A 23876-nucleotide genomic window follows, 5' to 3' on the forward strand; every position below is an offset into this window, starting at 1 on the left:
GGTCACGCAGCGACGGCGACGCCGGCCAGCGCCAGGAGATCGGACACCGTCTTGGCCTTCGCCAGCTTCTCGCCTTCCAGCACCACGCCTAGCTTCTCGTCGACCAGTGCGATGAAGCTGATGACCGCCAGCGAATCCCAGTTTTCCAGCGTCTCCAGCACCTCGTCGCCGGTCAGGGTGCCGGCATCGAGTTCGAGCATCTCGTCAAGAGCGAGCAGGAAGTCCTTACGATCCATTGTTCTTCTCCTTGTGCGCCATCGGCATGCCCGGTCTGTGCAGGGTCTTCTGACGGACGGCAGCGTTGATCCCGATCCAGTCGGGATGGCGGTTTAGCACATTGCAACAATCCTGCCACCCGAAGTCGGGCTTTTCCGGCACAAGGGCCTCCAGCAGGCGGCGGACCAGCTCGAAATCCGCGGGTTCGTCGACGCACCAGCGCTGCGGCGGGCCATCGGGCGCCGGGGCCGGGCGCAGCGGCTCCGCAATGCGGAAGCGGTCCGGGCGGCGGTAGATGTAGGGGGTGACATGCTCCCGCTCCGCCGGGTCGGTCGCCTGCGCCGCAGCCTCGTCCAGGGCGGCGCGGGTGAAGACCTCGGCATCGAGGCCGCGCGGAAAGCGGCTGGTGTCGATGGACCGGTAGTCGGCGGCGGGGCCGGCGACGAAGCCGCCGACCAGTTCGTCCACCAGCGCCGGGTCGATCAGCGGGCAGTCGGAGGTGACGCGGACCACCAGATCCGCCCCGGCCATCGCCGCCGCTCCGGCGAAGCGCGACAGCACGTCCTGCTCGCTGCCGCGGAAAACCGGCAGGCCAAGCGCACGCCCCGCCCGCTCGACCGGATCGTCGGTGCGGTTGACCGTCGTCGCCAGAACCACGGCGTCCAGGGTCCCGCAGCGCCGCAGCCGCTCAAGATGATGGGCCAGCAGGCTCTTGCCGGCGGCCTCCAGCAGGATCTTGCCCGGCAGGCGGGTCGAGGTCATGCGCGCCTGCGAGATGCAGACGATCCGGGGCCGGCGGTCCCTCATCGCCCGGTCTCCTCCGGCGCCAGCATGTCCCAGCGCAACGGCTCGCCGCGGCGCAGCGGCCGGGCGGCGCGGCGCCCCAGAACGGCCGGGAGATGCTTGGGTTCAAGGCCGAAGCCGGGCCGGATGGAGCGGACATTGCCCACCGTCAGCGGTTCCCCCGCCGCGATATCGGCTGTCACGTAGAGTGAGCGGCGGTAGGAACGGCCGCCCGCCTCGCTCGGCTCGACGCCGTAATGGACGCGCCCCAGCGCCGCCCAGGCGGTCCGCGCCGCCTCGGCCATCGCCTTGAACTCCGCCGGCTCCAGGGAGAAGGCGCTGTCGACCCCGCCGTCGGCGCGGGACAGGGTGAAGTGCTTCTCGATGATCGTCGCCCCCTGCGCCACCGCCGCCACCGGAACCGCAACGCCATGGGTGTGATCAGACAGGCCGGTGGTGACGCCGAACGCCTCCGCCAGATGGGGAATGGTGCGCAGGTTGCACTCCTCCGGCGGGGTCGGGTAGCCGCTGACGCAATGGAGAAGGGCGAGCGGGACGTCACCCGCCGCCTCCACCCCCTCGGCGATTTCGCCCAGCGTGGCAAGGCCGGTGGAGAGGATCAGCGGCCTGCCCGAGCGGGCGGCGCGGCGGATCAGCGGCAGGTCGATCAGCTCGAAGGACGCGATCTTGAAGGCCGGCGCGTCGAGCTCCTCCAGCAGGGCCACCGCCGTCTCGTCGAAGGGGGAGCTGAAGATGGCGAGACCGAGTTCACGGGCGCGCGCGAACAGCGGCGCGTGCCAGTCCCAGGGAGTATGCGCCTCGCGATAGAGGTCGTGCAGGGTGCGGCCGGCCCACAGCCCTCCCTCCAGCCGGAAACCCGGGCCGTCATGGTCGATGGTGATGGTGTCGGCGGTGTAGGTCTGCAGCTTCACCGCATCCGCCCCCGCCTCCTTCGCCGCCTCCACCAGCGCGAGCGCCCGCGACAGGTCGCCATTGTGGTTGCCCGACAGCTCGGCGATCAGGTAGGGCGGGTGGCCGGGGCCGATGGGACGGCCGGCGATCTCGAGGGCGGCGGGCTGGGACACGGGATGCACCGGGCTCCTTGGGACGAATCATCTGTGTGCCGGCAGCTTGCCACAAATCCCTGAAGGAAGGTTAATTTCCGCCGCCATACAGCAGGCCCCGCGCCTCCTCGCCATAGGCCAGCAGACGCTCGACGCAGCGCTGGCGGTCGCCGATCTCGGCGAAGCGGGCACGCGCCTCGTCCGATGCCGCCGCGCACACCTGCGGATCGGCGAAGAGGGTTGCGGCGCGCGTGACATAGGCGTCCCGGTCGGGGACACAGAAGGCCGGACCGGCGACGCTTGCCGCGTCGCCCCAGGCGAAGGTGACCACCGGCACACCCTCGGCCAGCGCATAGGCGGCACCGCCACCGCCGCCCTGGCGGGCCGGGTTGAGGAAGGCTTGGCAGCCGCGGTACAGCCCGCGGATGTCGTTCACATGGCCCAGCGTCACCACGCGCCCGCCATGGCGCATCGCCTTGAGACGCTCCGGCATCTCCTTCACCTCGCCGGCGAAGGCGGCAAGGGCGCCGGGGCAGCGGTCGAGGATGTCGTCCAGCAGGCCGAGGAACTCCGGCCCCGCCTCCAGATCCAGCCGCGTGCCGACCACGGCGAAGACGAAGGGCGCCCCGGCCAGCCCGGCGACCGCGACCTGCCCCGCCGTCGGCGGCAGCGTGTAGCCGAAGGTGAAGGGCCGGAAGCGGCGGGCGAACGGGCCGCGGTAGAGCGCCGGTATGGCGGCCGTATGGTCCCGCTCGTCGAAGCCGAGAACGATCTGCGCCAGCGAGATGGTGATCCCGGACGTGGTGGGGATGCAGACCACCGGCCGGGCGCCGGCCTCGGCGAACAGGTCGGCCACGACGTTCGATCCGCCGAAGGACACGATCAGGTCGGGGTCGTAGCCGTCCACCGCCTGGACGATCGCCGTCAGCTTGTCCTGCGAGAAGGCCGGGTCGGTGAAGGAGGCGACCTTCACCCGCCGACCGAACATCTGCAGGGCGAAGACCCCCTCATACTCCGCCACCGACTCCGCGATCATCGGCGGGATGAACAGGGCCTCCACGCGTCCCGGCAGGGTGTTGCAGTTGATGATGGCGACCTCCAGCCCGAACTCGTCCTGCATGCGGCTGGCGAAGTCGAAGCAGTCGCGCGTCGGCTGGTGACGGTCGTTGGTGAACTGGTTGGTCACCACCGCGACGCGGCGGATCGGGCCATCGCGGCGGGCCGGCCGCTGCGGCGCGAGGTCCCAACGCCGGGCGATCGACCGCACCATCGCCTCGTAGAAGCGGTAGAGGTCGCAGGGCACGAAGCTCACCGCCTTTTCCGGCGAGGCGGCGCCGAGGAACAGCTGCCGGGTCAGGCACCAGTAGGCATAGTGCAGCAGCTCCGGCGCCACGCTGTCGCCGCCCAGCAGCAGGTAATGCAGGATCCGTTCGTAATGGTAGAGATCGCCGGTCAGCTGGAAGAGGACGGAGTGCAGCCGCACCGTGTCGCCGGTCGGCGCCTCGCGCCGCAGCCGGTCGGCGATGGCCAGCCGCGCCGGCTCGTCGAGGTCGCGGCGCATCGCCTCGCACAGCCGGGCGAAGCGGTTGATCTTGTCGGCATCGAACTGACGGTCGGTGAGCAGGGTCATCAGCTCGGCGACCTTGGCGTCAACCCCCTCGGACATGCTGTTCCTCCGCCCTTGTGCGTTCAGGTCATAGCCGCCCGCGCACCACCGCTTCAAGGGCATCGCGCATCGCCGCGACGACCGGGGACCAGTCGCCGGGCGCCGGCTGGCGGAACAGGCGCGCGGTCGGATACCAGGGACTGTCCGACCGGTCGAGCAGCCAGCGCCAGTCCGGCGTGTGCGACAGCATCACCCAGACCGGCCGCCCCAGCGCGCCGGCCAGATGCGCCGGGGCGGTGCAGGAGGAGATGACGAGGTCGAGCCCGGCCATCACCGCCGCGGTGTCGGCGAAATCCCCGATCTCTGCGCCGAGGTCGGTGAAGGAGGCCGGCATCGCCTCCCCCAGCAGGGCCAGCCGCCCCGCCCCCACCTGCAGCCCGTAGAACCGGCAGCCCGGCTGTGCCAGCAGCGGCCGCAGCACCTCCAGCCCCGGCGAGCGCTCGCGATCCCCGGCGAAGCCGGGATTGCCGGCCCAGACCAGCCCGACCCGCAGGGGTCTTCCGCCGGGGTCCGCGTCGGCCAACCGGTCCGCCCAGCGGGCGGTCCGCTGGGGATCGGCCTGCAGGTAGGGCACCCGCGCCGGAATGTCCGGCAGGCCATGGCCGAAGGCGCGCGGCAGGCTGAGCAACGGACAGTGCAGGTCGAAGGGCGGCAGCGGGTCGCCGCTCACCACGACCTGCGACACGCCCTCGACGCTGCCGAACAGGGCGGCGAGATCGGCGCCGGTCTCCACCACCACACGGGCACCGCGCGCCGCCACCAGCGGGGCGTAGCGGATGAACTGGATGGCGTCGCCCCTGCCCTGCTCCTCGTGCAGCAGGATGGTGCGGCCGGCGATGGGCCCGCCGCTCCACAGCGGCTGGGTGAAGCCCCGCGGCTTGGTCGGGAAACCGGGGGTGCGCCAGCGGGACTCGTAATCCTCCCACCCCTCGCGGCAGCGGCCGGCCAGCAGGCTGGTCAAGCCGCGGTTCCACCGCTGCTCCGCGGCGGCCGGAGCGGCGGCGACCGCCCGGTCGTGCAGGCGCAACGCCTCGTCCAGCCGGTGGGCGTCCCGGTACAGCAGGGCGCGCAGCCCGACCTGCTGCGGGCCGGCCGGGTTCAACGACAGGGCCCGTTCGACGGCAAGCCCGCGACCGCCCGCTGCCCCCGCTCCGCCGCCGCGATGGCCAGGGCGGTCCAGCGGTTGGGATGCTCCGGGTCGAGGCGGAGGGCGCGGCGGTAACAGGGCAGCGGGTCCGCGGCCCCCCGCTGGCGCCAGCGGACGACCCCCAGAAGCTCCAGCACATCCACCGCCGCCGGGTCGAGGGCCAGGGCCGCCGCGAGCTGCCGCGCCGCCTCCGCCCACCGCCCGCCATCGCACAACGCGCGGGCGGCGTTCAGCCGGACCTGCGGATCCAGCGGATCGAGGGCGGCGGCCTGACGCAGAACCGCGATGCTCTCTTCATCGCCGGCACGCTGGAGCGCGACGCCGAGCTGGTGCCAAGCCGGGGCATGGTCGGGGCGCAGCCGGACCGCATGGCGCAGGCAGCGGACCGCGTCTTCGCCACGGCCGGTCTGCCGCAGCAGCGCGCCGGCCTGCAGCCACGCCTCCGCCAGATCGGGCTGGAGAAGGGCGGTGTGGAGGAAAGCAGCGATTGCGGCGGACCGCCGGCCGAGGTCGCGCTCCAGCCCCGCCAGGACGAAGGCCACCTCCGGCGCATCCGGGCACAGCCGCAAGGCCTCGCGATAGGCCGCGGCGGCCTCGGCCGGCCGGCCCGCGGCGCGGTGGGCCTTGCCGAGATTGACGCGGCTCTCCGGATGGTCGGGGCGCGCCGCGACGGCACGGTCCAGCAGCGCCACGGCCTCGTCCAGCCGGCCGGTCTGGGCGCGCAGCAGGCCGAAGAGATGCAGCGTGTCGGGATGGTCGGGGACGGCGTCCAGGATGGCGGCATAGATCCGCTCCGCCTCCACCGTCCGGCCGCCGAGATGATGGTCGAGCGCCAGGGACAGGGCTTCCTGCACCGTCGCCATGGCGCCGCCTATCGCAGTCCGGACAGCAGGGCCTGCGCGATCCTCACCGCCCCCTCGCCATCCAGCGGCAGCGCCATCGCCTTCTCCGCCATCGCGCGGCGGCGGTCCGGATCGCGCCACAGGCGCATCGCCGCGGCGACGATCAGGGGCACGGCGTCAGGACCGCGGCCATCCACCGCCTCGCACCAGCCGAGCGCCGCCGACCCTGCGCTGGCCGGCGCCTGGTTGTCGGCGATCACCACCAGCAGGGTCGGCACCGCCATCAGGGCCAGTTCGCCCTGGGTGCCGCCGCCGGCCGACACGGCAAGGCCCGATCCCGCCATCACGGCGCCCATCCGGGTCGAATCGACCTCCACCGTCACCGGCGCTTCCAGCCGCTCCGCCAGCCCCAGCAAATCAGCCACCCGCGGGTTGCTGCCGCCGACGACCGCCAGGATGCGGCAGCCCTCCGGCCGCTCCGCCGCCAGCCCCTCCAGCACGGGGCCGGTCAGCCCCAGCGGATCGGAGCCGCCGAAGGTGAGAAGAAGGGTCCTCCGCTCCGCCATCGGCGGACGCGGCCGGGCGGCGGCCAGACGGATCTCCCGCCGGAAGGGAACATGGGCGGGGCCGAGCAGCAGACCGGCGCCGGGCGCCAGCCGGTCGTAGGGAAGCCGCTCCGCCTGGGGGGCGGGATTGACGACCAGATCGGCATGGAGCGGCGGCCCGTCGGCCAGGTCGTCCCAGGCTAGCACCCGCGCGCCCGACGCCTTGAGCCCGGCGCGATAGTCGTCGCCGAAGCCGTAGCCGTCGATCATCACCGCCGCTGCGCCGTCCCGCCGCAGCGCGGCCCGGGTGGCGGCAAGATCGCCGGCATCGCCGATCGGACCGGGAACCATGATGCGGCCGATCCCGGCGGCGGCCAGACGGGCGTCGATGGCCGGCGTGCTTTCGGCCATGGCGAACTGGATGCGGCAGCCCTGCCCGCGCAGCACCTCGGCCACCGCGAGACAGCGCATGACGTGCCCCGTGCCGATGGCGGCGGAGGCGTCGGCACGGACGAGGACGGTCGTCACGGCTCCCGCCCGCCGGCTGCGGCAGCACTTTCCGGAGCGCCGAGGTCGACGAAGCGCGCCTTCGCGACATGGGCGTGCAGGGAGCCCGGCGGCGCCTTGGCCAGCACGTCATGCTCCAGCGACGCGACGCCCGCGGCGGCGATGCCGTCGAGGAAGGCGGCTGAAAACAGATAGACGCCGGCACTGATGGTCCCGGGTCCCGGCGCCTTGCCGAGAAAGGCGCGCAGCCGGCCGTCCGGCCCGACGTCCACCCGTTCGTGCCGGGCGGCATCCTCCACCGCGACGCAGAGCAGCGACGCCTCCGCCCCCGACAGCCGGTGGAAGGCGACGAAGGCGCGGAGATCGGCATCGAGAAAGGTGTCGCCGTTCATCACCAGCACGGGGTTGGAGCGCAGCTCGCTCCGCACATAGCCGAGCGCGCCGGCGGTTCCCAGCGGGCTGGGCTCGATCTCGCACACCACGTCCATGCTGCCGGTCGGACCGCCCCGCGCCAGCCAGGCGGTCACCCGGTCGGCCTGGTCGCCCAGGCATAGCACGACGCGCCGCGCACCGAACTTGCCGAGATGGTCCAGGAGATGGCCGAGGAAGGCGCGGCCCGCCACCGGGGCCAGCACCTTCGGCGTTCCGCCGGTGACGCCGCGAAGCCGGCTGCCCAGGCCGCCGGCCAGCACCGCGACGTCGATGTTCGCCAGAACCTCCTCAGACCGCACCGAAGGCCCTTTCCTCTGCCTCGCGCCGCGGGAGCGCACCCCGCGCGGACTGATGACATATTCGCAAAAGGGGGCCCGGCGGAAGCCCAAAACGGCGGTGCCGCGGACAATTCGTTGCAATCCGGCGGCGGCATTGCCCGGGGCGGCTCGAACAGCCGGTCTCCCGGCGCAGTGGCCGGGCCGGTGATGACCGGAAGGGAGACCTTCAGACGAACAGGCTGAAGCTGCCCATCAGTTTCTGCGTGCCGGTCTGGCCGGTGGGAATGGACTTCAGAGAACTCATCGCCGAGTTCAGCCCGTCGAGCATTGCCTGCTGCCCGGTCGAAAGCTGGAAGGGACTGTCGCCCTTCCTCGGATTCTTGGCGACGGTGTCGTAGTCCTGGGTATAGCCGCCCATGCTGAACTGGATCGCGTAGTTCTTCGCCGTCTTCGCCGACTCGCCCTTCTCGCGGGTGACGCGCACGGTGTAGTCGCCGCGGTCCAGCGCCAGGTTGCCTTGCAGAAGCTCCTTGTAGGAGTCGTAGGACTTGCCGCTGGTCTTGTCGCTGTCGGCCACCACCACGCCCAGCTTCGACATAAGCTGGACCCGGACCCCGCTGTCGCCGATCTGCCCCATCGTCGCCTCCCCCTTGGTGGTGACGCGGAACTTGTAGAAGTCGACATTGTCGCCCGGGCTCAGCCCGCCGATCACGTTGAGGCGCGTGACGTTCTTCGACAGGACGCCGATGTCGGTGGCGAACATCCGGCTGTCGGAGGAGGATTTGCGGACGGTCTTCTGGAAGTTCTGCGCATTGGCGGCAGCGGCGGCTTCCGCCTCCTTCTGCGCCTTCATGCGTTCGACCGCGGCGCCGACGGATTTGTTCAGGTCCGACACCAATTGGCCGAGGCCAACATCGTCCGCCATCGCATCCTCCATCCCGTTGGGCGCCGACCCGCGCCGTGCCACATTCCGACACCTCCCTGTGTAGGGCGAGTGTCGTTAATCCTTCATTAATACCTGCGGCCGGGCCGGCAAAATATGCCGGCCGAGCCACCCTGCCCCGGAATACATGCACGATGCGTGCCGCCTGGCGGCCGGAGCCCGGGCATTTCCTGCTTGCGACTCTGTCGCAGCCTGATGTAGGAGCATCTTGCGTCGTCGCGAAGGCATGGCGCCGTAAGCGTTACCGTCATTCAACGCACCAACGGAACCCGCCGCCGGCGCGGTGCCCTGGTGCGTGAGCGACCAGCGCGACCGGCACGGGAACGAGAGAGACGCAAGACATGCCTTACGATCACCCCGACACCCGCCCTGTCCGCCGCAAGCTGCCGGCGCGCTATGCCGCGATCGTCATGCCCCTGGTGCTGTCGGTCTTGATGACCTGCATCGTCTCGGCAATCTCGACCCTGCGCGGGGTCGGCATGGTGGACGGCGTCCACGTGATGTGGCTGCAGGCCTGGGGCCTGTCCTGGCTGGTTGCCTTCCCGACCCTGCTGCTGGTCCTTCCTCTGGTCCGCCGGATCGTCGGAATGGTGGTGGAGACGCCCTGAGGCGTCTCCCTCCCCGGCACCGCCGGCCGAAGCGACGGCTCAGTCCTCGCCGGCCGGCACCGGCGGCCGCGGCGCCCCGTTGACCGGGGCGGCGAGCTGGGCGTCCACCACCGCCACCGCGGTCATGTTCACCAGGCCGCGGGTGGTCACCGACGGGGTCACGATGTGGACCGGGCGGGCGACGCCCAGCAGCATCGGACCGACATTCTGCGCGTCGCCCAGGATCTTCATCATGTTGAAGGCGATGTTGGCGGCGTCCAGCGTCGGCATCACCAGCAGGTTGGCCTCGCCCTTCAGGCGGCTGTCGGGCAGCACGCCCTTGCGGATGGGCTCCGACAGGGCGGCGTCGGCATGCATCTCGCCGTCGATCTCCAGGTCGGGCATTTCCGCCGTGGCCAGCGCATAGGCCGTCCGCATCTTGCGCGCCGACGGGGTGTCGGCGCTGCCGAAGTTGGAGTGGGAGAGCAGCGCCACCTTCGGCTCGATGCCGAAGCGCCGCACCTCCTCCGCCGCCAGCCGGGCGATCTCCGCCACCTGCTCGGCGGTCGGATCGACGTTGACGTAGGTGTCGGCGATGAAGTGGACGCCGCGCTGCGAGATCAGGGCGTTCATGGCCGCCGCCACCTTCACGCCCTTGCGCAGCCCGATGATGTCCATGATGTGGCCGAAATGGTCGCCGTAACGGCCGGCGATGCCGCAGACCATGGCGTCGGCCTCGCCGCGGCGGACCATGAGGGCGCCGAAGACGATGGGCTGGGTGCGCACCACGTTGGCGGCGTGGGCGGGCGACACGCCGCGGCGGCCCATGATCTGCCGGTAGATTTCCGCATAGTTGTGGTAGCGGAGGTCGCGGATGATCTCGATCACCTCGACGTCCTGGCCGACCTTCAGCCGCAGCCCCATCTCGGCGATGGTGCGTTCGATCACCTCGCGGCGGCCGATCAGCACGGGCTGCGCGATCCCGTCATCCACCACCACCTGGGCGCAGCGGATCACCCGCGGATCCTCGCCCTCGGCATAGACGACGCGCTTGGGCGCCGTCTTCGCCTTGGTGATGACCGGCTTCATGAAGAGGCCGGAGCGGATGACATACTGGCCGAGCTGGTCGCGGTAGGCGCGGAAATCGACGATCGGCCGGGTGGCGACGCCGGACTCCATGGCCGCCTTGGCGACCGCCGAGGACACCTCGATGATCAGCCGCGGATCGAAGGGCTTCGGCAGGATGTAGTCCGGGCCGAAGCGCAGCGATTCCCCGACATAGGCGGCGGCCACCACGTCCGACGGCTCCGCCCGCGCCAGGCTGGCGACCGCGTGGGTGGCGGCGATCTTCATCTCCTCGTTCACCGTCGTGGCGCCGACGTCGAGCGCGCCGCGGAAGATGAAGGGGAAGCACAGCACGTTGTTGACCTGGTTCGGGAAGTCGGACCGGCCGGTCGCGATGATCGCGTCGGGCCGCGCCTCGCGCGCCAGATCGGGCATGATCTCCGGCTCCGGATTGGCCAGCGCCAGGATCAGCGGCTTGTCGGCCATGCGGGCCAGCAGTTCCGGCTTCAGGACCTTCGGACCCGACAGGCCGAGGAAGATGTCCGCCCCGTCGATCACGTCGGCCAGGACGCGCGCCTCGGTTTCCTGCGCATAGGCGTCCTTGTAGGGGTTCATCTCCTCGTTGCGGCCCTTGTGGACGACGCCGACGCGGTCGACCAGCCAGACATTCTCGCGCCGGATGCCCAGCCCGACCAGCAGGTCGAGGCAGGCGATGCCCGCCGCCCCGCCGCCGGTCGACACCACCTTGACCGTGCCGATGTCCTTGCCGACCAGGGCGAGGCCGTTCAGCACCGCGGCCCCCACCACGATGGCGGTGCCGTGCTGGTCGTCGTGGAAGACCGGGATCTTCATCCGCTCACGGCAGCGCCGCTCGATCTCGAAGCAGGCCGGGGCGGCGATGTCCTCGAGGTTGATGGCGCCGAAGGTCGGCTCCAGCCGCACGATGGTGTCGACCAGCCCGTCGACGTCCTTCTCGTTCAGCTCGATGTCGAAGCAGTCGATACCCGCGAACTTCTTGAAGAGGACGGCCTTGCCCTCCATCACCGGCTTGGCGGCGAGCGGGCCGATGTCGCCGAGGCCGAGCACCGCGGTTCCGTTCGTCACCACCGCGACCAGGTTGGCGCGGGCCGTCAGCTCCGCCGCCTGGGTGGGATCGTCGGCGATGGCCGTGCTGGCGACCGCCACGCCGGGCGAATAGGCCAGCGCCAGGTCGCGCTGGTTCGCCATCGGCTTGGTGGCGACGATGCCGAGCTTACCGGGCTTGGGGTTCCGGTGATACTCAAGAGCCATTGCATCGAAATCGCCGGACATCGGGCCAATTCCTCCAGTTAACTTGTTCTCGGTTAATTGCGCGCCGTTTCCTTAGCCGCTGCGGGGTTTATATCCCATGCTCCCGCCACCCGGAAACGGTAAAGGGACGGCCCCGCCAAAGGAACCGTCCCGCAACCTTATACCAACCGTCCGCTTTGACTGGATATCAAATGCGGACGATGGCAGGTTCCTTGAAATGATGCTGGTATTCGGCGACTGCCTTGCTCTCGTCGAACTCGCCTTCCATCTTGGCCACCACCACGGTGGCGACGCCATTGCCGATCAGGTTCGTGATGGCGCGCGCTTCGGACATGAAGCGGTCGACGCCCAGCAGCAGGGCCAGCCCTTCGATCGGCAGCGCGCCGGTGGCCGACAGCGTGGCGGCCAGGGTGACGAAGCCGCCGCCGGTGACCGCCGCGGCCCCCTTGGAGGTCAGCATCAGGATCAGCAGGATGTAGATCTGCTGCCAGATCGTCAGATCGACGTTGAAGGCCTGGGCGATGAAGATCGCGGCCATCGACAGGTAGATGGAGGTGCCGTCCAGGTTGAAGGAATAGCCGGTCGGGATGACGAGGCCGACGACATGCTTGGAGCAGCCGAACTTCTGCATCTTCTCCATCATCCGCGGCAGCACGGATTCGGAGGAGGAGGTGCCGAGCACGATCAGCAGCTCCTGCTTTATGTAGCGCAGGAAGCTCCAGATGCTGAAGCCGTAGATGCGCGCGATGGTGCCCAGCACGACGAAGACGAACATCGCCATCGTGATGTAGACCGCCGCCATGAGCTGTCCCAGCGAGGTCAGGGAGGAGACGCCGTACTTGCCGATGGTGAAGGACATGGCGCCGAAGGCCCCGACCGGCGCCACGCGCATCAGGATGCCGATCACGCCGAACAGGGCATGGCCGACCTTGTCGAACACGTCCTCGACCAGCTTGCCCTTCTGGCCCATGGCGGCCAGCGCCACGCCGAAGACCACGGCGAAGAACAGGATCTGCAGCATGTCGCCCTGGACGAAGGCGCCGACGATGTTGTCCGGCACGATGCCGACGACGAAGTCGATGAAGCCGTGCTCCTTCGCCGTGGTCGCGTATTTCTGCACCGCGTCGGCCTTGAGCTGGCCCGGCTGGATGTTCATGCCGGCGCCGGGGCGCACGAGGTTGACCACCAGCAGGCCGATGCCCAGCGCGAAGGTCGTGACGATCTCGAAGTACAGCAGGGCCTTGCCGCCGACCTTGCCCACCTTCTTCAGGTTGCCCATCGAGGAGATGCCGGTGACGACGGTCAGGAAGACGATCGGGCCGATCACCATCTTGACCATCTTGATGAACAGATCGCCCAGCGGCTTCATCTCGACCGCCAGGGACGGATAGAAATGGCCGAGCAGGATGCCGATGGAAATTGCGCTCAGAACCTGAAAGGTCAGGTTCGTGTAGAACGGCTTCTTGTGCGCCGTCTGATGATCTGCGGACATCTGGATCTCCTCGTGGCGTATCCTTCGCCGGCTGCCCGTTCTTCGCTTCGGCCATGCGGGCAGGCCGTCATGGTTGCCCATGAAAGCAAGCGGTGGGCCAATTGCTGAATCCAGCAACATCAAGCACTTCGAGGAATCGGGTGAGCGAGAATCCACACGACAAGCCGCTTTCGGATGTGCGAGAATCCGCACACATGGATGATTTGTTGCGGCGCGCAGCTCCTGCCGCGACATTTGCTCAGGACCAAGGCCATCACGCCGACAGATTCGACAACGCACCCCCGCCCCAGGCAGCGTCCCTTCGTCGGCCTGCTGGCGGAGCCGCTGCAGCTCCTGCTGCTCATGCTCGTGGTCGGAGCGCCGGTCGCGGCGGCGCTCGCCGCCATGTGGGCGGCGGCCGTCGCCTCCACCACGCTGCGGGAGGATGCGACCACCCAGCTTGCCATTTATGAGGCGAACCTGCGCGGCGAGCTGGAACGCCATGCCGCGGTTCCCCTGGCCCTGACGCGCGATTCCGACGTGGTCGAGCTGCTGCAAAGCCCGGATCCCGGACGGGTGACGCGGATGAACCGCAAGCTGGAGGAACTCGCGACGGCCCTCGGCGCCTCGGCTCTCTATGTGATGGACCATGCCGGCCTGACGCTGGCGGCGAGCAACTGGAACACCGCCACCAGCTTCGTCGGGCAGAATTTCGCCTATCGCCCCTACTTCCGCATGGCGATCGCGTCCGGCGAAGGGCATCACTTCGCACTCGGCACCACCTCCTTCGTACCGGGCTTCTATACGGCCCATCGGGTGATGGCGGAAAACCGCACACTGGGAGCGGTCGTGCTGAAGGTGGGATTCGAGCGGCTGGAGCGCACCTGGCGCCTCGGTCCCGACAAGGTGGCGGTGACCGACCGCGACGGCATGGTGTTCATCACGACGGAGGACTCCTGGCGCTACCATGCCCTGCCCCGCCGCCTGCCGCTGTCGCTGCCCTCGACGCCGGAGCCGGCGCGGGAGGAGACGCCGAACCTCCCCTGGGCCTTCGGCGGCGGCGCCGACCGCATCGCGGTGCGGGAGGATGGGGCGGAGCGGCGCTACCTCCTGCTCTCCGCCGCGGTACCCGGAGGCGACTGGACGCTCCACACCCTGACCGGCATCGCGCCTGTCGCGGAGTGGGCGCAGGTGGCGGGGCTGCTGGGGGCCGCGCTGGCCGCGCTGGCCGGCCTCGCCGCCTATGCCGTCGCCCAGCGCCGCACCACGCTCGCCGACCGGTTGGCGATGCAGGAGACCGCCCGCGTCGAGCTGGAGCGCCGGGTCGCCGAGGCGACGGCCGAACTGCGCGAGGCGGAGAACGAGCTGACCCAGGCGGTGAAGCTTGCGGCCCTCGGCCAGATGTCGGCGGGCATCGCGCACGAGATCAACCAGCCGCTGGCCGCCATCCGCAGCTTCGCCGACAACGCCGTCGTCCTGCTCGACCGCGGCCGGCCGGAGGCGGTGCGCGGGAATCTGGCGGAGATCGCCGGCCTGACCGACCGCATGGCGGCGATTACCCGCCAGTTGAAGGGCTTCGCCCGGCGGGCGTCAGGCACCCTGTCCCCGGTGCAGGTCGACGCGGCGGTGGAGCAGGCGGTCAGCCTGCTCGGCAGCCGGCTGCGCCGCGACGCCGTGACGGTGGAGACCGACCTGCCCGGCGAGCCGGTGTGGGCGATGGGCGAGGATGTCCGGCTGCAGCAGGTGCTGGTCAACCTGATCGGCAACGCCGCCGACGCGGTGCGGGGCCGCCCGCAGCGGCTGGTCCGCATCCTGCTCACCTGCTCGGGCGACGGCGAGGCGATCCTCAGCGTGCGCGATACCGGCACCGGCATCCGCGAGGAGGATTTGCCCCGCCTTTTCGTGCCATTCTTCACCACCAAGGAGGCCGGCGAAGGGCTGGGCCTCGGCCTGTCGATCAGCCACGGCATCGTGGAGGAGTTCGGCGGCAGCCTGACCGCCGCCAACCACCCGGATGGCGGCGCCATCTTCACCCTGAGACTGAAGCGAGCGGAGCAGACGGCTCGATGAGTGGCCCCGATGAGTGAAAGCCATAAGAAACGCGACGATCCGGCCGACGCCGGAGCCGTGCTGTTCGTGGATGACGAGCGGGCCGTCCGCCTCGCCGGCCAGCAGACGCTGGAACTCGCCGGCTTCGACGTCACCGCCTGCGACGGGGCGGAGCGGGCGCTGCGCCAGATCGGCCGCGACTGGCCGGGCTGCCTCGTCACCGACGTCCGCATGCCGCAGATGGACGGGCTCGCCCTGCTGGCCCGCGTGCAGGAGATCGACCCGGACCTGCCGGTCATCCTCATCACCGGCCACGGCGACGTGCCGATGGCGGTGGAGGCGATGCGCAGCGGCGCCTACGACTTCCTGGAGAAGCCCTTTCCCGCCGACCGCCTGGTGGAGGTCGTCCGGCGGGCGGTGGAGAAGCGGCGGCTGGTCCTGGAGAACCGGCGGCTGCGCGCCGAACTGAACGGCGGAGGCGGTGCGGTCCAGGCCATCGTCGGCCGCACGCCGGGCATCGAGCGGCTGCGCGCCACCATCGCCGCGGTCGCCGACACCGACGCCGACGTCCTGGTGCTCGGCGAGACCGGGACCGGCAAGGAGATGGTCGCCCGCGCCCTGCACGGCATGTCGCGCCGCGGCCGCCACCCCTTCGTCGCGCTGAACTGCGGCGCCATGCCCGAGACGATCTTCGAGAGCGAGCTGTTCGGTCACGAGGCCGGCGCCTTCACCGGGGCCGGCAAGCGGCGCGTCGGCCGCATCGAGCATGCCAGCGGCGGCACGCTGTTCCTCGACGAGATCGAGAGCATGCCGCTCTCCCTCCAGGTCAAGCTGCTGCGCGTCATTCAAGAACGGGTGGTCGAGCCGCTGGGCTCCAACGAACAGATCCCGGTGGACCTGCGGGTGGTCGCGGCGACCAAGGTGGATTTGCGGCAGGCGGCCGACGCGAAGACCTTCCGCGCCGACCTCTATTACCGGCTGAACGTCGTGGTGCTGACCATCCCGCCGCTGCGCGAGCGGCGCGACGACATCCCCCTGCTGTTCCAGCACTTCGTCCTGCAGGCGGCGAGCCGCTACAACCGCGAGCCGCGCATGCCGCCGCCGCCCCTGATGCAGCGGCTGATGGCGCATGACTGGCCGGGCAACGTGCGGGAACTGCGCAACGCGGCCGACCGCTTCATCCTCGGCCTCGACGAGACGCCGGCGCCCCCGGCACCGGCGGCGGCGCGGGGAAGCGCCCTCTCCCTGTCCGAACAGGTGGACCGCTTCGAGAAGACCCTGATCGAGACCGAGCTGTCCCGTCACAAGGGCAGCGTGAAGGCGACGATCGAGGCGCTGAACGTCCCGCGCAAGACCTTCTACGACAAGCTGAAGCGCTACGGTCTCAGCCGGGAGGACTTCGTGGAGTGACGGATCCGGGAGGGGGCGGCCTGCCCCCTCCCCCATCGTACGGCAGCTTTCGGATCACATGCTTCCGGATCAGACGGCGGCGAGGATCGCCTCGGCCGAGGAGACCTCGAACTGGCCCGGCTTCTCGACGGCCAGATGGGTCACCTTGCCGTCCTTCGCCACCAGGGCGAAGCGCTGGCCGCGGGTGCCGAGGCCGTAGCCCGAGCCATCCATCGTCAGGCCGAGCGCCGAGGTGAAGGTGGCGTTGCCGTCCGGCAGCATCTGCACCTTGTCCGAGACGTTGTTCTTCTCGCCCCAGGCGCGCATCACGAAGGGATCGTTGACGGCGAGGCAGACGATGGTGTCGACGCCCTTGGCCTTCAGCGCCTCGGCATTCTGCACGAAGCCCGGCAGATGCTTGGCCGAGCAGGTCGGGGTATAGGCGCCGGGCACCGAGAACAGCACCACCGTCTTGCCCTTGAAGATGCTGTCGGTGGTGATGTCCTGCATGCCATTGTCCGTCAGATGCTTCAGCGTGACGGACGGAATGGTGTCGCCGACCTGGATCGTCATGGGGGAAATCCTCCCGGAAGTTGAACCGTTCTAAAGCCGAGTTCTAGCCTGCGGCAAACTGCCGCGCAAGGAAAGCATCCTCTCAGGGCTTACGCGACGCGACGTCCAGCGCCGCCAGAACCGCCGACTCGCTCAGCAGCTCGGGCAGGGCGATGCCGTCGGGCGCGCCGGGGCCGTACACGATATTGAAGGGGATGCCGTAACGGCCATGGTCGGCCAGGAAACGCGCGATCGTCTCGTCCGGCCGCGTCCAGTCCGCCCGCATGGTCACCAGCGCCGGATCATCCAGCCGCTTGGCGACCGTGCCCCGGCCGATCACCAGCTTCTTGTTGGCCTGGCAGGTGATGCACCAGTCGGCCGTCACGTCCACCAGCACGGTGCGGCCGGCAGAGACGTGGTCGCGGATCGCCGCCTCGTCGAAGGGCACCCAGCGCAGCGACGCCTCGGTCACCGTGGTCGCCGCTCCGGCCGAGGGGCCGACCGCCGCCGGAAGGCCGAAGGCGGCCAGGGCCAGCACGCTCGCCAGCGCCGGCCCGACCCAGCGCCGGCCCGTCAGCGTCCGCCCGGCCCACAGCGCCGCCACCAGCCCGATCATCAGCAGCGCGACGGTTGCCGCCGCCACCTCGCCCATCTGCACGGCCAGCACGGAGAGCAGCCAGACCGCCGTCAGCGCCAGCGCGAAGCCCAGCACCCGGCGCAGCACGGCCATCCAGCGGCCCGGCCGCGGCAGCAGCCCCGCCACCCGCGGCACGGCGGCCACCAGCAGATAGGGCAGAGCCAGCCCGATGCCGAGCGCGGCGAAGATCGCGTAGACATCCAGCGTGCCGCCGGCCAGCGCGAAACCGACCGCCGTGCCGAGGAACGGCGCCGAGCAGGGGGTCGCCAGCAGCGTCGCGAAGGCGCCGGTGGCGAAGGGGCCGGCCAGCCCCTCCCCGCCCAGCCGGTCGGCCAGCAGGCGCGGCAGCGGTATCTCGAAGACGCCCCACAGGTTCGCGGCGAACAGCGTGACCAGTACGACCATGAAAGTGAGGAACAGCGGCTGCTGGAACTGGATGCCCCAGCCGACCGCACCGCCCGCCGCCTTCACCGCGACCAGGGCGGTGGCGAGCAGCAGGAAGGAGGTGACGATGCCGGCGGCGCTGGCGAGAAAGCCGGCGCGCACCGCCGCGGGCGCCTTGCCGCCGTGCTTCACCACCGACAGCAGCTTGAGCGACAGCACCGGCAGCACGCAGGGCATCAGGTTGAGGATCAACCCGCCGAGCAGCGCGACGCCCAGCATGGCCAGCAGCCCGCCGGCCGGCCCGGCAGCCCGCCCGGTGCCGGCGGTCGCCCGCGACTCGACGGCGCGGGAGCCATCGACCAGAGTCATCGTCAGCACCCGGCCGGACAGTTCCGTTCCCGCCGGCGCGTCGGTCGCCTGCAGCGTCATCCGCACGCGGCGGTCACCGTCCGAAAAGCTGGTCGTCGGCGCGGAGAAGGCCAGCGGCGGGTCCGTCTCGACGAACAGGTCGGGAGAGACGAAGGTGTCGGCGACCGTCGCCTCGACCTCCAGCAGCGTACCGCGGGCGCGGACCGAGTCGATCTTCAGCAGCGAGGCGCCCCCCTCCTCCTGCAGGCGGGGGACCAGCGACTGTGCCCGGGCGATGTCGTTGGCCGATGGCCCCGGAGTCGCCGGCCCCTCGGGGACGCCGAGCGTCAGCTTGACCGACTGCGGCACGCAGATGTCGGAACAGACCAGCAGTTCGGCCGACAAGGCGAGGTCGAGCGGCTTGCCCGGTTCGGCAAGCGTGGCGCGGATGGGAAACAGCACCTCCGTGTCATAGCCGGCGGTCTCGAACCCCAGGACCGAGAAGCGGTGGGGAGCCGGATAGGACAGGCCGGCCTCCTTCAGGTTCTGCGAGGCCGACCAGTCGAGCCGCGGGGCGAACCCCGCGTCGCCGGGGGAGCGCCAGTAGGTCTTCCAGCCCGGCTCCAGCCGGACCTCCAGCCCGATCGGCAGGCTCGTCAGGTCGCCGGTGCCCGTCACGGACGAGACGATGCGCGCCTCCACCGGGCCGGCCTTCGTCCAGGCGCCCTGCCCGTCGCTCTGCGCCGCGGCGGCCGGCTGCGCGGCTACCGTTCCGGGCAGTGCCAGGGCGAAGAGGGTGAGGGCGAGGACGGCAAGCCTTTTCATCGTGCGCATCGTGCTCATATGAGTGAGGCAAACGGCCATCGGCCGCAGCTATATATAGGTGACAAAGCTTGGCCCCTGCTGCCACACTCCCGACAAGTGGGTCGGGGAGCCGCCGGGCTCAACCGGATGGTCCCCAAAAAACCATGGCCGAGAACGCCGTGGCCGAAAAACCGAGGCCGCCTTCGCCGCACTCTCCGCCGCAAGGGCGCCCGATAGAAACAAGTCAAGGATAACCGCCGATGCCGCGATCCACCAAGCCCCCGGTTACCCCGCCCGCCAAAGGCTCGTCCAAGGGCTCCAAGGACCAGTCGAAAGGCATGCAGTCGCTGACCGGCCAGCTTCTGATCGCCATGCCCGGCATGGAGGACCCCCGGTTCCAGCGCACGGTGATCTATGTCTGCGCCCATAACGAGGACGGGGCGATGGGGCTGGTGGTCAACCGCCTGTTCGGGTCGATCACCTTCGAAGACCTGCTGGACCAGCTCGAAATGGACATTCCCAACCCGGTTCACAACATGCCCGTCCATTATGGCGGTCCTGTCGAATCGGGCCGCGGCTTCGTCCTGCATTCGACCGACTACGTGCGCGAAGGAACGCTGGTCGTGGACGACGGCGTCGCGCTGACGGCGACCATCGACATCCTGCGCGCCATCTCCGAAGACCGCGGGCCGCGCCGCAACATCCTGCTGCTCGGCTATGCCGGCTGGGGCCCCGGGCAGCTCGACGCCGAGTTCCAGGCCAACGGCTGGCTGAACGTCCCCTGCGACGAGGAACTGCTGTTCGACCCCGACCTCGGCGCCAAGTGGGAGCGCGCGATCGCCAAGCTGGGCGTCAGCGTCTCCATGCTGTCCGGAGAGGCCGGGCACGCCTGACCAGGTTCCGCCGGGTGGCGGTGCTGCACCCGCCCGGCCATCCGGCCCGCCGCCGGCCGCTGCGCCGTCAGCGATCCCAGCGCGACGCGGCCTCGTCATCGCTCTCCTTCGCCTCGACCCAGCGTTCTCCTTCGGGTGTGGCCTCCAGCTTCCAGAAGGGAGCCTTGGTCTTCAGCCAGTCGATCAGGAACCGGCAGCTTTCGAAAGCGGCATCGCGATGGGCGGACGCGGTCATGACCAGCACGATCTGGTCCCCCGGCTCCAGCCGTCCATAGCGGTGGATGATCAGCACATCGTCGAGCGGCCAGCGTCCGCGCGCTTCCGCCTCGATGGCGGCCAACTGCTTTTCCGTCATGCCCGGATAGTGTTCCAGCGTCATTGCGCTGACCGCCTCGCCGCCGGCGATGTCGCGCACCAGCCCGACGAACATCGTCACGCCGCCGATCGAGCGGCGCCCGCGCGTCATCGCGGCATATTCGGCGCCGACGTCGAAATCCTCGGCCTGGACACGGATGGTCATGGGTCAGCCGCCCGTCACCGGCGGGAACAGGGCGACCTCGTCCGACGCGGACAGCGGATGGTCGTAGGGCACATGCTCCTGGTTCACCGCGACCTTGACCACCTTGCTGTTGGCCAGGGCCTCGGCATGGCGGGGACTGCGCGACTTCAGCCACTCGATCAGGCCCGCCACGTCCGTCACATCCGCCGGGAGGTCGACCGTTTCGGACGGCACGCCGATCTTGGACCGCAGCCACGCGAAATACAGAACCTTCATCACCGGACCTCGCTGAAAGGCAGATAGGCCACCGTCATTCCCGGTTCGACCTTCGTCACCTCCTCCGGCAGTTCGACGAACCCGTCGGACTCGACCAGGGAGGACAGGATACCAGCACCGTCGCGCGGGTGCTTGACCGCGGTCAACAGGCCGTCCTCCCCGCGGGTCAGGGTTGCGCGGACATATTCCCGGCGCCCCGCCTTCTTCTTCGCCGTGAAGCCGGCCCGGACGGCGAACAGCACCGGGTCCGGCTCCGCCGCCCCCATCAGGCGCAGCAGGATCGGGCGCGCCACCCGCAGGAAGGTCACCATCACCGCCACCGGATTTCCCGGCAGCCCGACGAAGACCGCCTCCCCCACCCGTCCCAGCGCGACCGGACGGCCGGGCTTGATCGCCAGCCGCCAGAAGTCGAGCCGTCCGTTCGCCTCCACCGCCGCCTTGACGTGGTCCTCCTCCCCGGTCGACATGCCGCCGGAGGTGATGAGGGCGTCATGGCTGCCGGCAGCCTCGGCCAGGGATTGGCGGATGACATCGAACCGGTCGGCGAGGATGCCGAGATCGGTGACCGCGCAGCCCAGCCGGCTGAGGGCGGCCATCAGCGCGAAGCGGTTGGCGTCATAGACGCAGCCGGTGGGAAGCGCGCTGCCGGGCTCCCGGACCTCGTCGCCGGTGGAGAAGACGGCGACCCGCAGCGGACGGCGGACCGCCACCTCCCGCAGGCCGAGCGAGGCGAGCAGCCCGATATCCTCCGGCCGCAGCCGGCGGCCGGCCTGCAGCACCGTGGCCCCCCGGGCGATGTCCTCCCCGGCGAAGCGGCGGTTGGCCCCGCGCTTCAGGCCGGCCGGCAGCACCACCCGGTCGCCTTCCAGCCGGCAATCCTCCTGCATGAAGACGGTGTCGAAGCCGCCGGGCATCGGCGCGCCGGTGAAGATGCGCACCGCTTCGCCCCGCTGCCCGTCGCGTCCCAGCGGATGGCCGGCGGCAACCCGCGCCGTGACCGGCAGCACCGTCTCCCCTGCCGGGTTCAGGTCGTCGAAGAAGACCGCATAGCCGTCGACCGCGGAATTGTCGTGCGGCGGCACGGAGAAGGGTGCGACCACCGGTTCGGCCAGGATGCGCCCCTGCGCCTCGACCAGCGCCACGCGTTCGGACCCGGTCACCGGCTGCACCCGCTCGGCCAGCAGGGCGAGCGCCGCGTCCACCGCCATCATCTCGCCACCGAAGGCGAAGCAATCGTTGCTGAGCTGCACCATGCCGGCAGTCTAGACCGCCGCACCGGCCGATGCGAGGCCGGAAAAGGTCGCAGCGACGCATCCCCGCCGAGGGATGCCCTTCTCCCTCCGGCCGAGGTCAAGGATCAGGCGCTCGTCCTGCCGCCGCCTCCACAACCTCCTCCATCGACCGAAGCAGCAGATCCGGGTGGCGGGCAGCCAGCGCCTCCGCCGAGGCGTAGCCCCAGGTGACGGCAGCGCAGCGCACCCCCACCTGCCGGGCGGCCTCGATGTCGCGGATTTCGTCGCCGATGGCGATGGCGTCCCGCGGATGGATGCCGCTGGCCCGCAGGACGCTGCGGAACTTGGCCGGCTTGCCGAAGAGGGAGGCGCCGCAGCCATAGTGGTCGACCAGCGCTGCCGTCTCCGGCCCCAGGATGCGCCGCACATTCTCCGCCGAGTTCGAGGTGACGACGGCCACCGTGACGCCCCGGCGGCGCAGCGCGCGCAGCATCTCGCCGGTGCCGTCGAACAGGGGGATGTGCTCGGCATCACGGGCGGCGAGGCCGCGCATGTGCCGGGCGATCAGCGGCAGCTTCCATAGCGGCACGCCCAGGTGCCGCATCAGGCGCCGGGCGTCGTAGCCGCGCAACGCCTCCACCTCCTCCGCCCGCACCGGGTTGAAGCGGTAGCGCTCGGCCACCCCGTTCAGGACCCCGATGAACCAGCCGAAGGAGTCGGCCAGCGTGCCGTCGAAATCGAAGATCGCCAGCCGGACGGACATCTCGGGCGGCGTCAGCGGCCGAGACCGCAGCGCTCCACCACGAAGGCCGCAACCGCCTCGGCATCGTTGAGGTCGAGCACGGGGACCGGGCAGTCGGGAACCGGCCCGTCGCTGACCACCGCGACGATGGTCGGATCGTCGGGCGCGATCAGGGGCTTGCCCACCTCGGCCCGCCACACCTCGATCTTCTCGTGCGGCTGGCGCTTGAAGCCCTCGATCAGCAGGAGGTCCACCGGGGCCACCTTGGTCAGCAGCTCCTCCAGCGTCAGCTCGGGATCGCCGTCGCGCAGCTCATGCATCAGCGCCCAGCGCTTGGGCGAGCTGACCAGAACCTCCGTCGCGCCGGCCAGCCGGTGATTGTGGCTGTCCTTGCCGGGATGGTCGATGTCGAAGCCCTTGTGGGCATGCTTGACGGTGGAAACCCGCAGACCGCGGCCGGTCAGGGCGGGGATCAGGCGGACGATCAGCGAGGTCTTGCCGCTGCCGCTCCAGCCGGTGAGGCCGAAAATCTTCATGGGGAGTGCTCTGGTTCCGTGAAGCCCCTGCCGTTGCAGGAGCCGTCAGCCGGTGCTGCGGGCGGAGCCGGCGGTGGGGGTATCCCGCCGCTGGGGCTTCGGCTGTTCGGCCATCATGTGCGTCAGGCCGGCGCGCATATAGTCCCATCCCGTGTAGAAGGTCAGCGCCGCGGCGATCCACAGCCCGACCGTGCCGATCAGGCTGACGGGAATCGCCGGCGGCCCATAGTCGCCGACGATCAGGAAGCCCAGCGCGATCATCTGGATGGTCGTCTTCCACTTGGCGAGCCAGGTGACCGGCACGCCGACATGCAGGCCGGCGAGATACTCGCGCAGGCCGGAGACCAGCACCTCGCGCAGCAGAATCACCACGGCCGGCAGGACCGACACGCCGGTCAGCCGGTCGAAGGCCGCCAGCATGATCAGCGTCGCCGCCACCAGCAGCTTGTCGGCGATCGGGTCGAGGAACTTGCCGATCACGCTCTCCTGCGCCCAGGCGCGGGCCAGGTAGCCGTCGAACCAGTCGGTGATGCAGGCCGCGGCGTAGAGCGAGCAGGCCGTGTAGGCGGCCCAGGCCTCCGGCACGTAGAACAGCCCGACCACCACCGGGATCACCGCGATGCGCGAGAGGGTCAGCAGGTTCGGCAGGCTGGTCAGCATCGTATCGGACTCGGAGGCCGCTGGAGGACGCGCGGAACG

The 23876-nt window shown here is 70.2% G+C and carries 23 protein-coding genes; 4 read left to right on the plus strand and 19 right to left on the minus strand.

Features of this window, described 5'->3' with window-relative positions:
* Window positions 1-2 precede the first annotated feature (2 nt).
* The 9 genes from DEW08_RS04335 to DEW08_RS04375 form a co-directional block, all read right to left on the minus strand.
* Window positions 3-236, minus strand: coding sequence for a phosphopantetheine-binding protein (locus DEW08_RS04335; RefSeq protein WP_109324761.1), 234 nt, complete (start codon window positions 234-236; stop codon window positions 3-5).
* Window positions 226-1023, minus strand: coding sequence for a cytidylyltransferase domain-containing protein (locus tag DEW08_RS04340; RefSeq protein WP_109324762.1), 798 nt, complete (start codon window positions 1021-1023; stop codon window positions 226-228). The genes DEW08_RS04335 and DEW08_RS04340 overlap by 11 nt, the downstream gene beginning before the upstream one ends.
* Window positions 1020-2084 carry a pseudaminic acid synthase gene (gene pseI / locus DEW08_RS04345; protein ID WP_109325270.1) on the minus strand — a complete coding sequence of 355 codons (1065 nt, stop codon included), beginning with the start codon at window positions 2082-2084 and terminating at the stop codon, window positions 1020-1022. Before pseI ends, DEW08_RS04340 begins: the two co-directional genes overlap by 4 nt.
* Before the next feature lie 70 nt (window positions 2085-2154).
* Complete coding sequence (locus DEW08_RS04350; RefSeq protein ID WP_109324763.1) at window positions 2155-3729, minus strand: glycosyltransferase; 1575 nt, start codon at window positions 3727-3729, stop codon at window positions 2155-2157.
* Between the two features lie 28 nt (window positions 3730-3757).
* Window positions 3758-4831, minus strand: a complete 1074-nt coding sequence (locus tag DEW08_RS04355; protein WP_109324768.1) for a glycosyltransferase family 9 protein — start codon at window positions 4829-4831, stop codon at window positions 3758-3760.
* Window positions 4828-5739, minus strand: a complete 912-nt coding sequence (locus DEW08_RS04360; RefSeq protein ID WP_109324770.1) for a tetratricopeptide repeat protein — start codon at window positions 5737-5739, stop codon at window positions 4828-4830. Before DEW08_RS04360 ends, DEW08_RS04355 begins: the two co-directional genes overlap by 4 nt.
* Window positions 5740-5747: 8 nt before the next feature.
* Window positions 5748-6791 carry a UDP-2,4-diacetamido-2,4,6-trideoxy-beta-L-altropyranose hydrolase gene (gene pseG, locus DEW08_RS04365; protein ID WP_109324771.1) on the minus strand — a complete coding sequence of 348 codons (1044 nt, stop codon included), beginning with the start codon at window positions 6789-6791 and terminating at the stop codon, window positions 5748-5750.
* On the minus strand, window positions 6788-7501 hold the full coding sequence (locus DEW08_RS04370; protein WP_109324773.1) for a sugar phosphate nucleotidyltransferase: 714 nt from the start codon (window positions 7499-7501) through the stop codon (window positions 6788-6790). Before DEW08_RS04370 ends, pseG begins: the two co-directional genes overlap by 4 nt.
* A 205-nt stretch (window positions 7502-7706) precedes the next feature.
* Window positions 7707-8405, minus strand: coding sequence for a hypothetical protein (locus DEW08_RS04375; protein WP_245985938.1), 699 nt, complete (start codon window positions 8403-8405; stop codon window positions 7707-7709).
* 359 nt (window positions 8406-8764) lie between these two features.
* Here DEW08_RS04375 and DEW08_RS04380 point away from each other — a divergent pair, with 359 nt between their 5' ends.
* The gene (locus tag DEW08_RS04380; protein ID WP_109324775.1) at window positions 8765-9031 is read left to right on the plus strand and encodes a DUF2798 domain-containing protein; all 267 of its coding nucleotides are present in this window, start codon (window positions 8765-8767) and stop codon (window positions 9029-9031) included.
* Between the two features lie 39 nt (window positions 9032-9070).
* On the opposite strand, the gene DEW08_RS04385 is transcribed toward DEW08_RS04380, so the two are convergent.
* Both DEW08_RS04385 and DEW08_RS04390 read right to left on the minus strand, forming a co-directional pair.
* A complete protein-coding gene (locus DEW08_RS04385) occupies window positions 9071-11386 on the minus strand; it encodes an NADP-dependent malic enzyme (RefSeq protein ID WP_109324776.1) in 2316 nt (771 codons plus the stop codon).
* A 166-nt stretch (window positions 11387-11552) separates the two neighbouring features.
* The gene (locus DEW08_RS04390) at window positions 11553-12857 is read right to left on the minus strand and encodes a dicarboxylate/amino acid:cation symporter (protein WP_109324777.1); all 1305 of its coding nucleotides are present in this window, start codon (window positions 12855-12857) and stop codon (window positions 11553-11555) included.
* 234 nt (window positions 12858-13091) lie between these two features.
* Here DEW08_RS04390 and DEW08_RS04395 point away from each other — a divergent pair, with 234 nt between their 5' ends.
* Both DEW08_RS04395 and DEW08_RS04400 read left to right on the plus strand, forming a co-directional pair.
* A complete protein-coding gene (locus DEW08_RS04395; protein ID WP_245985939.1) occupies window positions 13092-14906 on the plus strand; it encodes a sensor histidine kinase in 1815 nt (604 codons plus the stop codon).
* Window positions 14907-14915: 9 nt separating this feature from the next.
* Window positions 14916-16295 (plus strand): sigma-54-dependent transcriptional regulator, encoded by a 1380-nt coding sequence (locus DEW08_RS04400; RefSeq protein WP_109324778.1) that lies wholly within the window; start codon window positions 14916-14918, stop codon window positions 16293-16295.
* Window positions 16296-16364: 69 nt separating this feature from the next.
* Here the strand turns inward: DEW08_RS04400 and DEW08_RS04405 are convergent, their stop codons facing one another.
* Window positions 16365-16847, minus strand: coding sequence for a peroxiredoxin (locus DEW08_RS04405; protein ID WP_109324780.1), 483 nt, complete (start codon window positions 16845-16847; stop codon window positions 16365-16367).
* A gap of 82 nt (window positions 16848-16929) precedes the next feature.
* The gene (locus tag DEW08_RS04410; RefSeq protein ID WP_109325272.1) at window positions 16930-19020 is read right to left on the minus strand and encodes a protein-disulfide reductase DsbD family protein; all 2091 of its coding nucleotides are present in this window, start codon (window positions 19018-19020) and stop codon (window positions 16930-16932) included.
* A 317-nt stretch (window positions 19021-19337) separates the two neighbouring features.
* Between DEW08_RS04410 and DEW08_RS04415 the strand changes: the two genes are divergently transcribed.
* Window positions 19338-19892 (plus strand): YqgE/AlgH family protein, encoded by a 555-nt coding sequence (locus tag DEW08_RS04415; RefSeq protein ID WP_211107115.1) that lies wholly within the window; start codon window positions 19338-19340, stop codon window positions 19890-19892.
* A gap of 67 nt (window positions 19893-19959) precedes the next feature.
* Here the strand turns inward: DEW08_RS04415 and moaE are convergent, their stop codons facing one another.
* The 6 genes from moaE to pgsA form a co-directional block, all read right to left on the minus strand.
* The gene (gene moaE, locus DEW08_RS04420; RefSeq protein WP_109324782.1) at window positions 19960-20412 is read right to left on the minus strand and encodes a molybdopterin synthase catalytic subunit MoaE; all 453 of its coding nucleotides are present in this window, start codon (window positions 20410-20412) and stop codon (window positions 19960-19962) included.
* A 3-nt stretch (window positions 20413-20415) separates the two neighbouring features.
* Complete coding sequence (gene moaD, locus DEW08_RS04425; RefSeq protein WP_109324783.1) at window positions 20416-20667, minus strand: molybdopterin converting factor subunit 1; 252 nt, start codon at window positions 20665-20667, stop codon at window positions 20416-20418.
* The gene (gene moeA, locus DEW08_RS04430) at window positions 20667-21920 is read right to left on the minus strand and encodes a molybdopterin molybdotransferase MoeA (protein ID WP_109324784.1); all 1254 of its coding nucleotides are present in this window, start codon (window positions 21918-21920) and stop codon (window positions 20667-20669) included. Before moeA ends, moaD begins: the two co-directional genes overlap by 1 nt.
* Window positions 21921-22017: 97 nt before the next feature.
* The gene (locus DEW08_RS04435) at window positions 22018-22662 is read right to left on the minus strand and encodes an HAD hydrolase-like protein (protein ID WP_109324785.1); all 645 of its coding nucleotides are present in this window, start codon (window positions 22660-22662) and stop codon (window positions 22018-22020) included.
* An 11-nt stretch (window positions 22663-22673) separates the two neighbouring features.
* Complete coding sequence (mobB, locus tag DEW08_RS04440; protein ID WP_109324786.1) at window positions 22674-23177, minus strand: molybdopterin-guanine dinucleotide biosynthesis protein B; 504 nt, start codon at window positions 23175-23177, stop codon at window positions 22674-22676.
* A gap of 45 nt (window positions 23178-23222) precedes the next feature.
* Window positions 23223-23837 (minus strand): CDP-diacylglycerol--glycerol-3-phosphate 3-phosphatidyltransferase, encoded by a 615-nt coding sequence (gene pgsA, locus DEW08_RS04445; RefSeq protein WP_109324788.1) that lies wholly within the window; start codon window positions 23835-23837, stop codon window positions 23223-23225.
* Between the last annotated feature and the right edge of the window lie 39 nt (window positions 23838-23876).

It is taken from the genome of Azospirillum thermophilum (assembly GCF_003130795.1).
Lineage (GTDB): Bacteria > Pseudomonadota > Alphaproteobacteria > Azospirillales > Azospirillaceae > Azospirillum > Azospirillum thermophilum.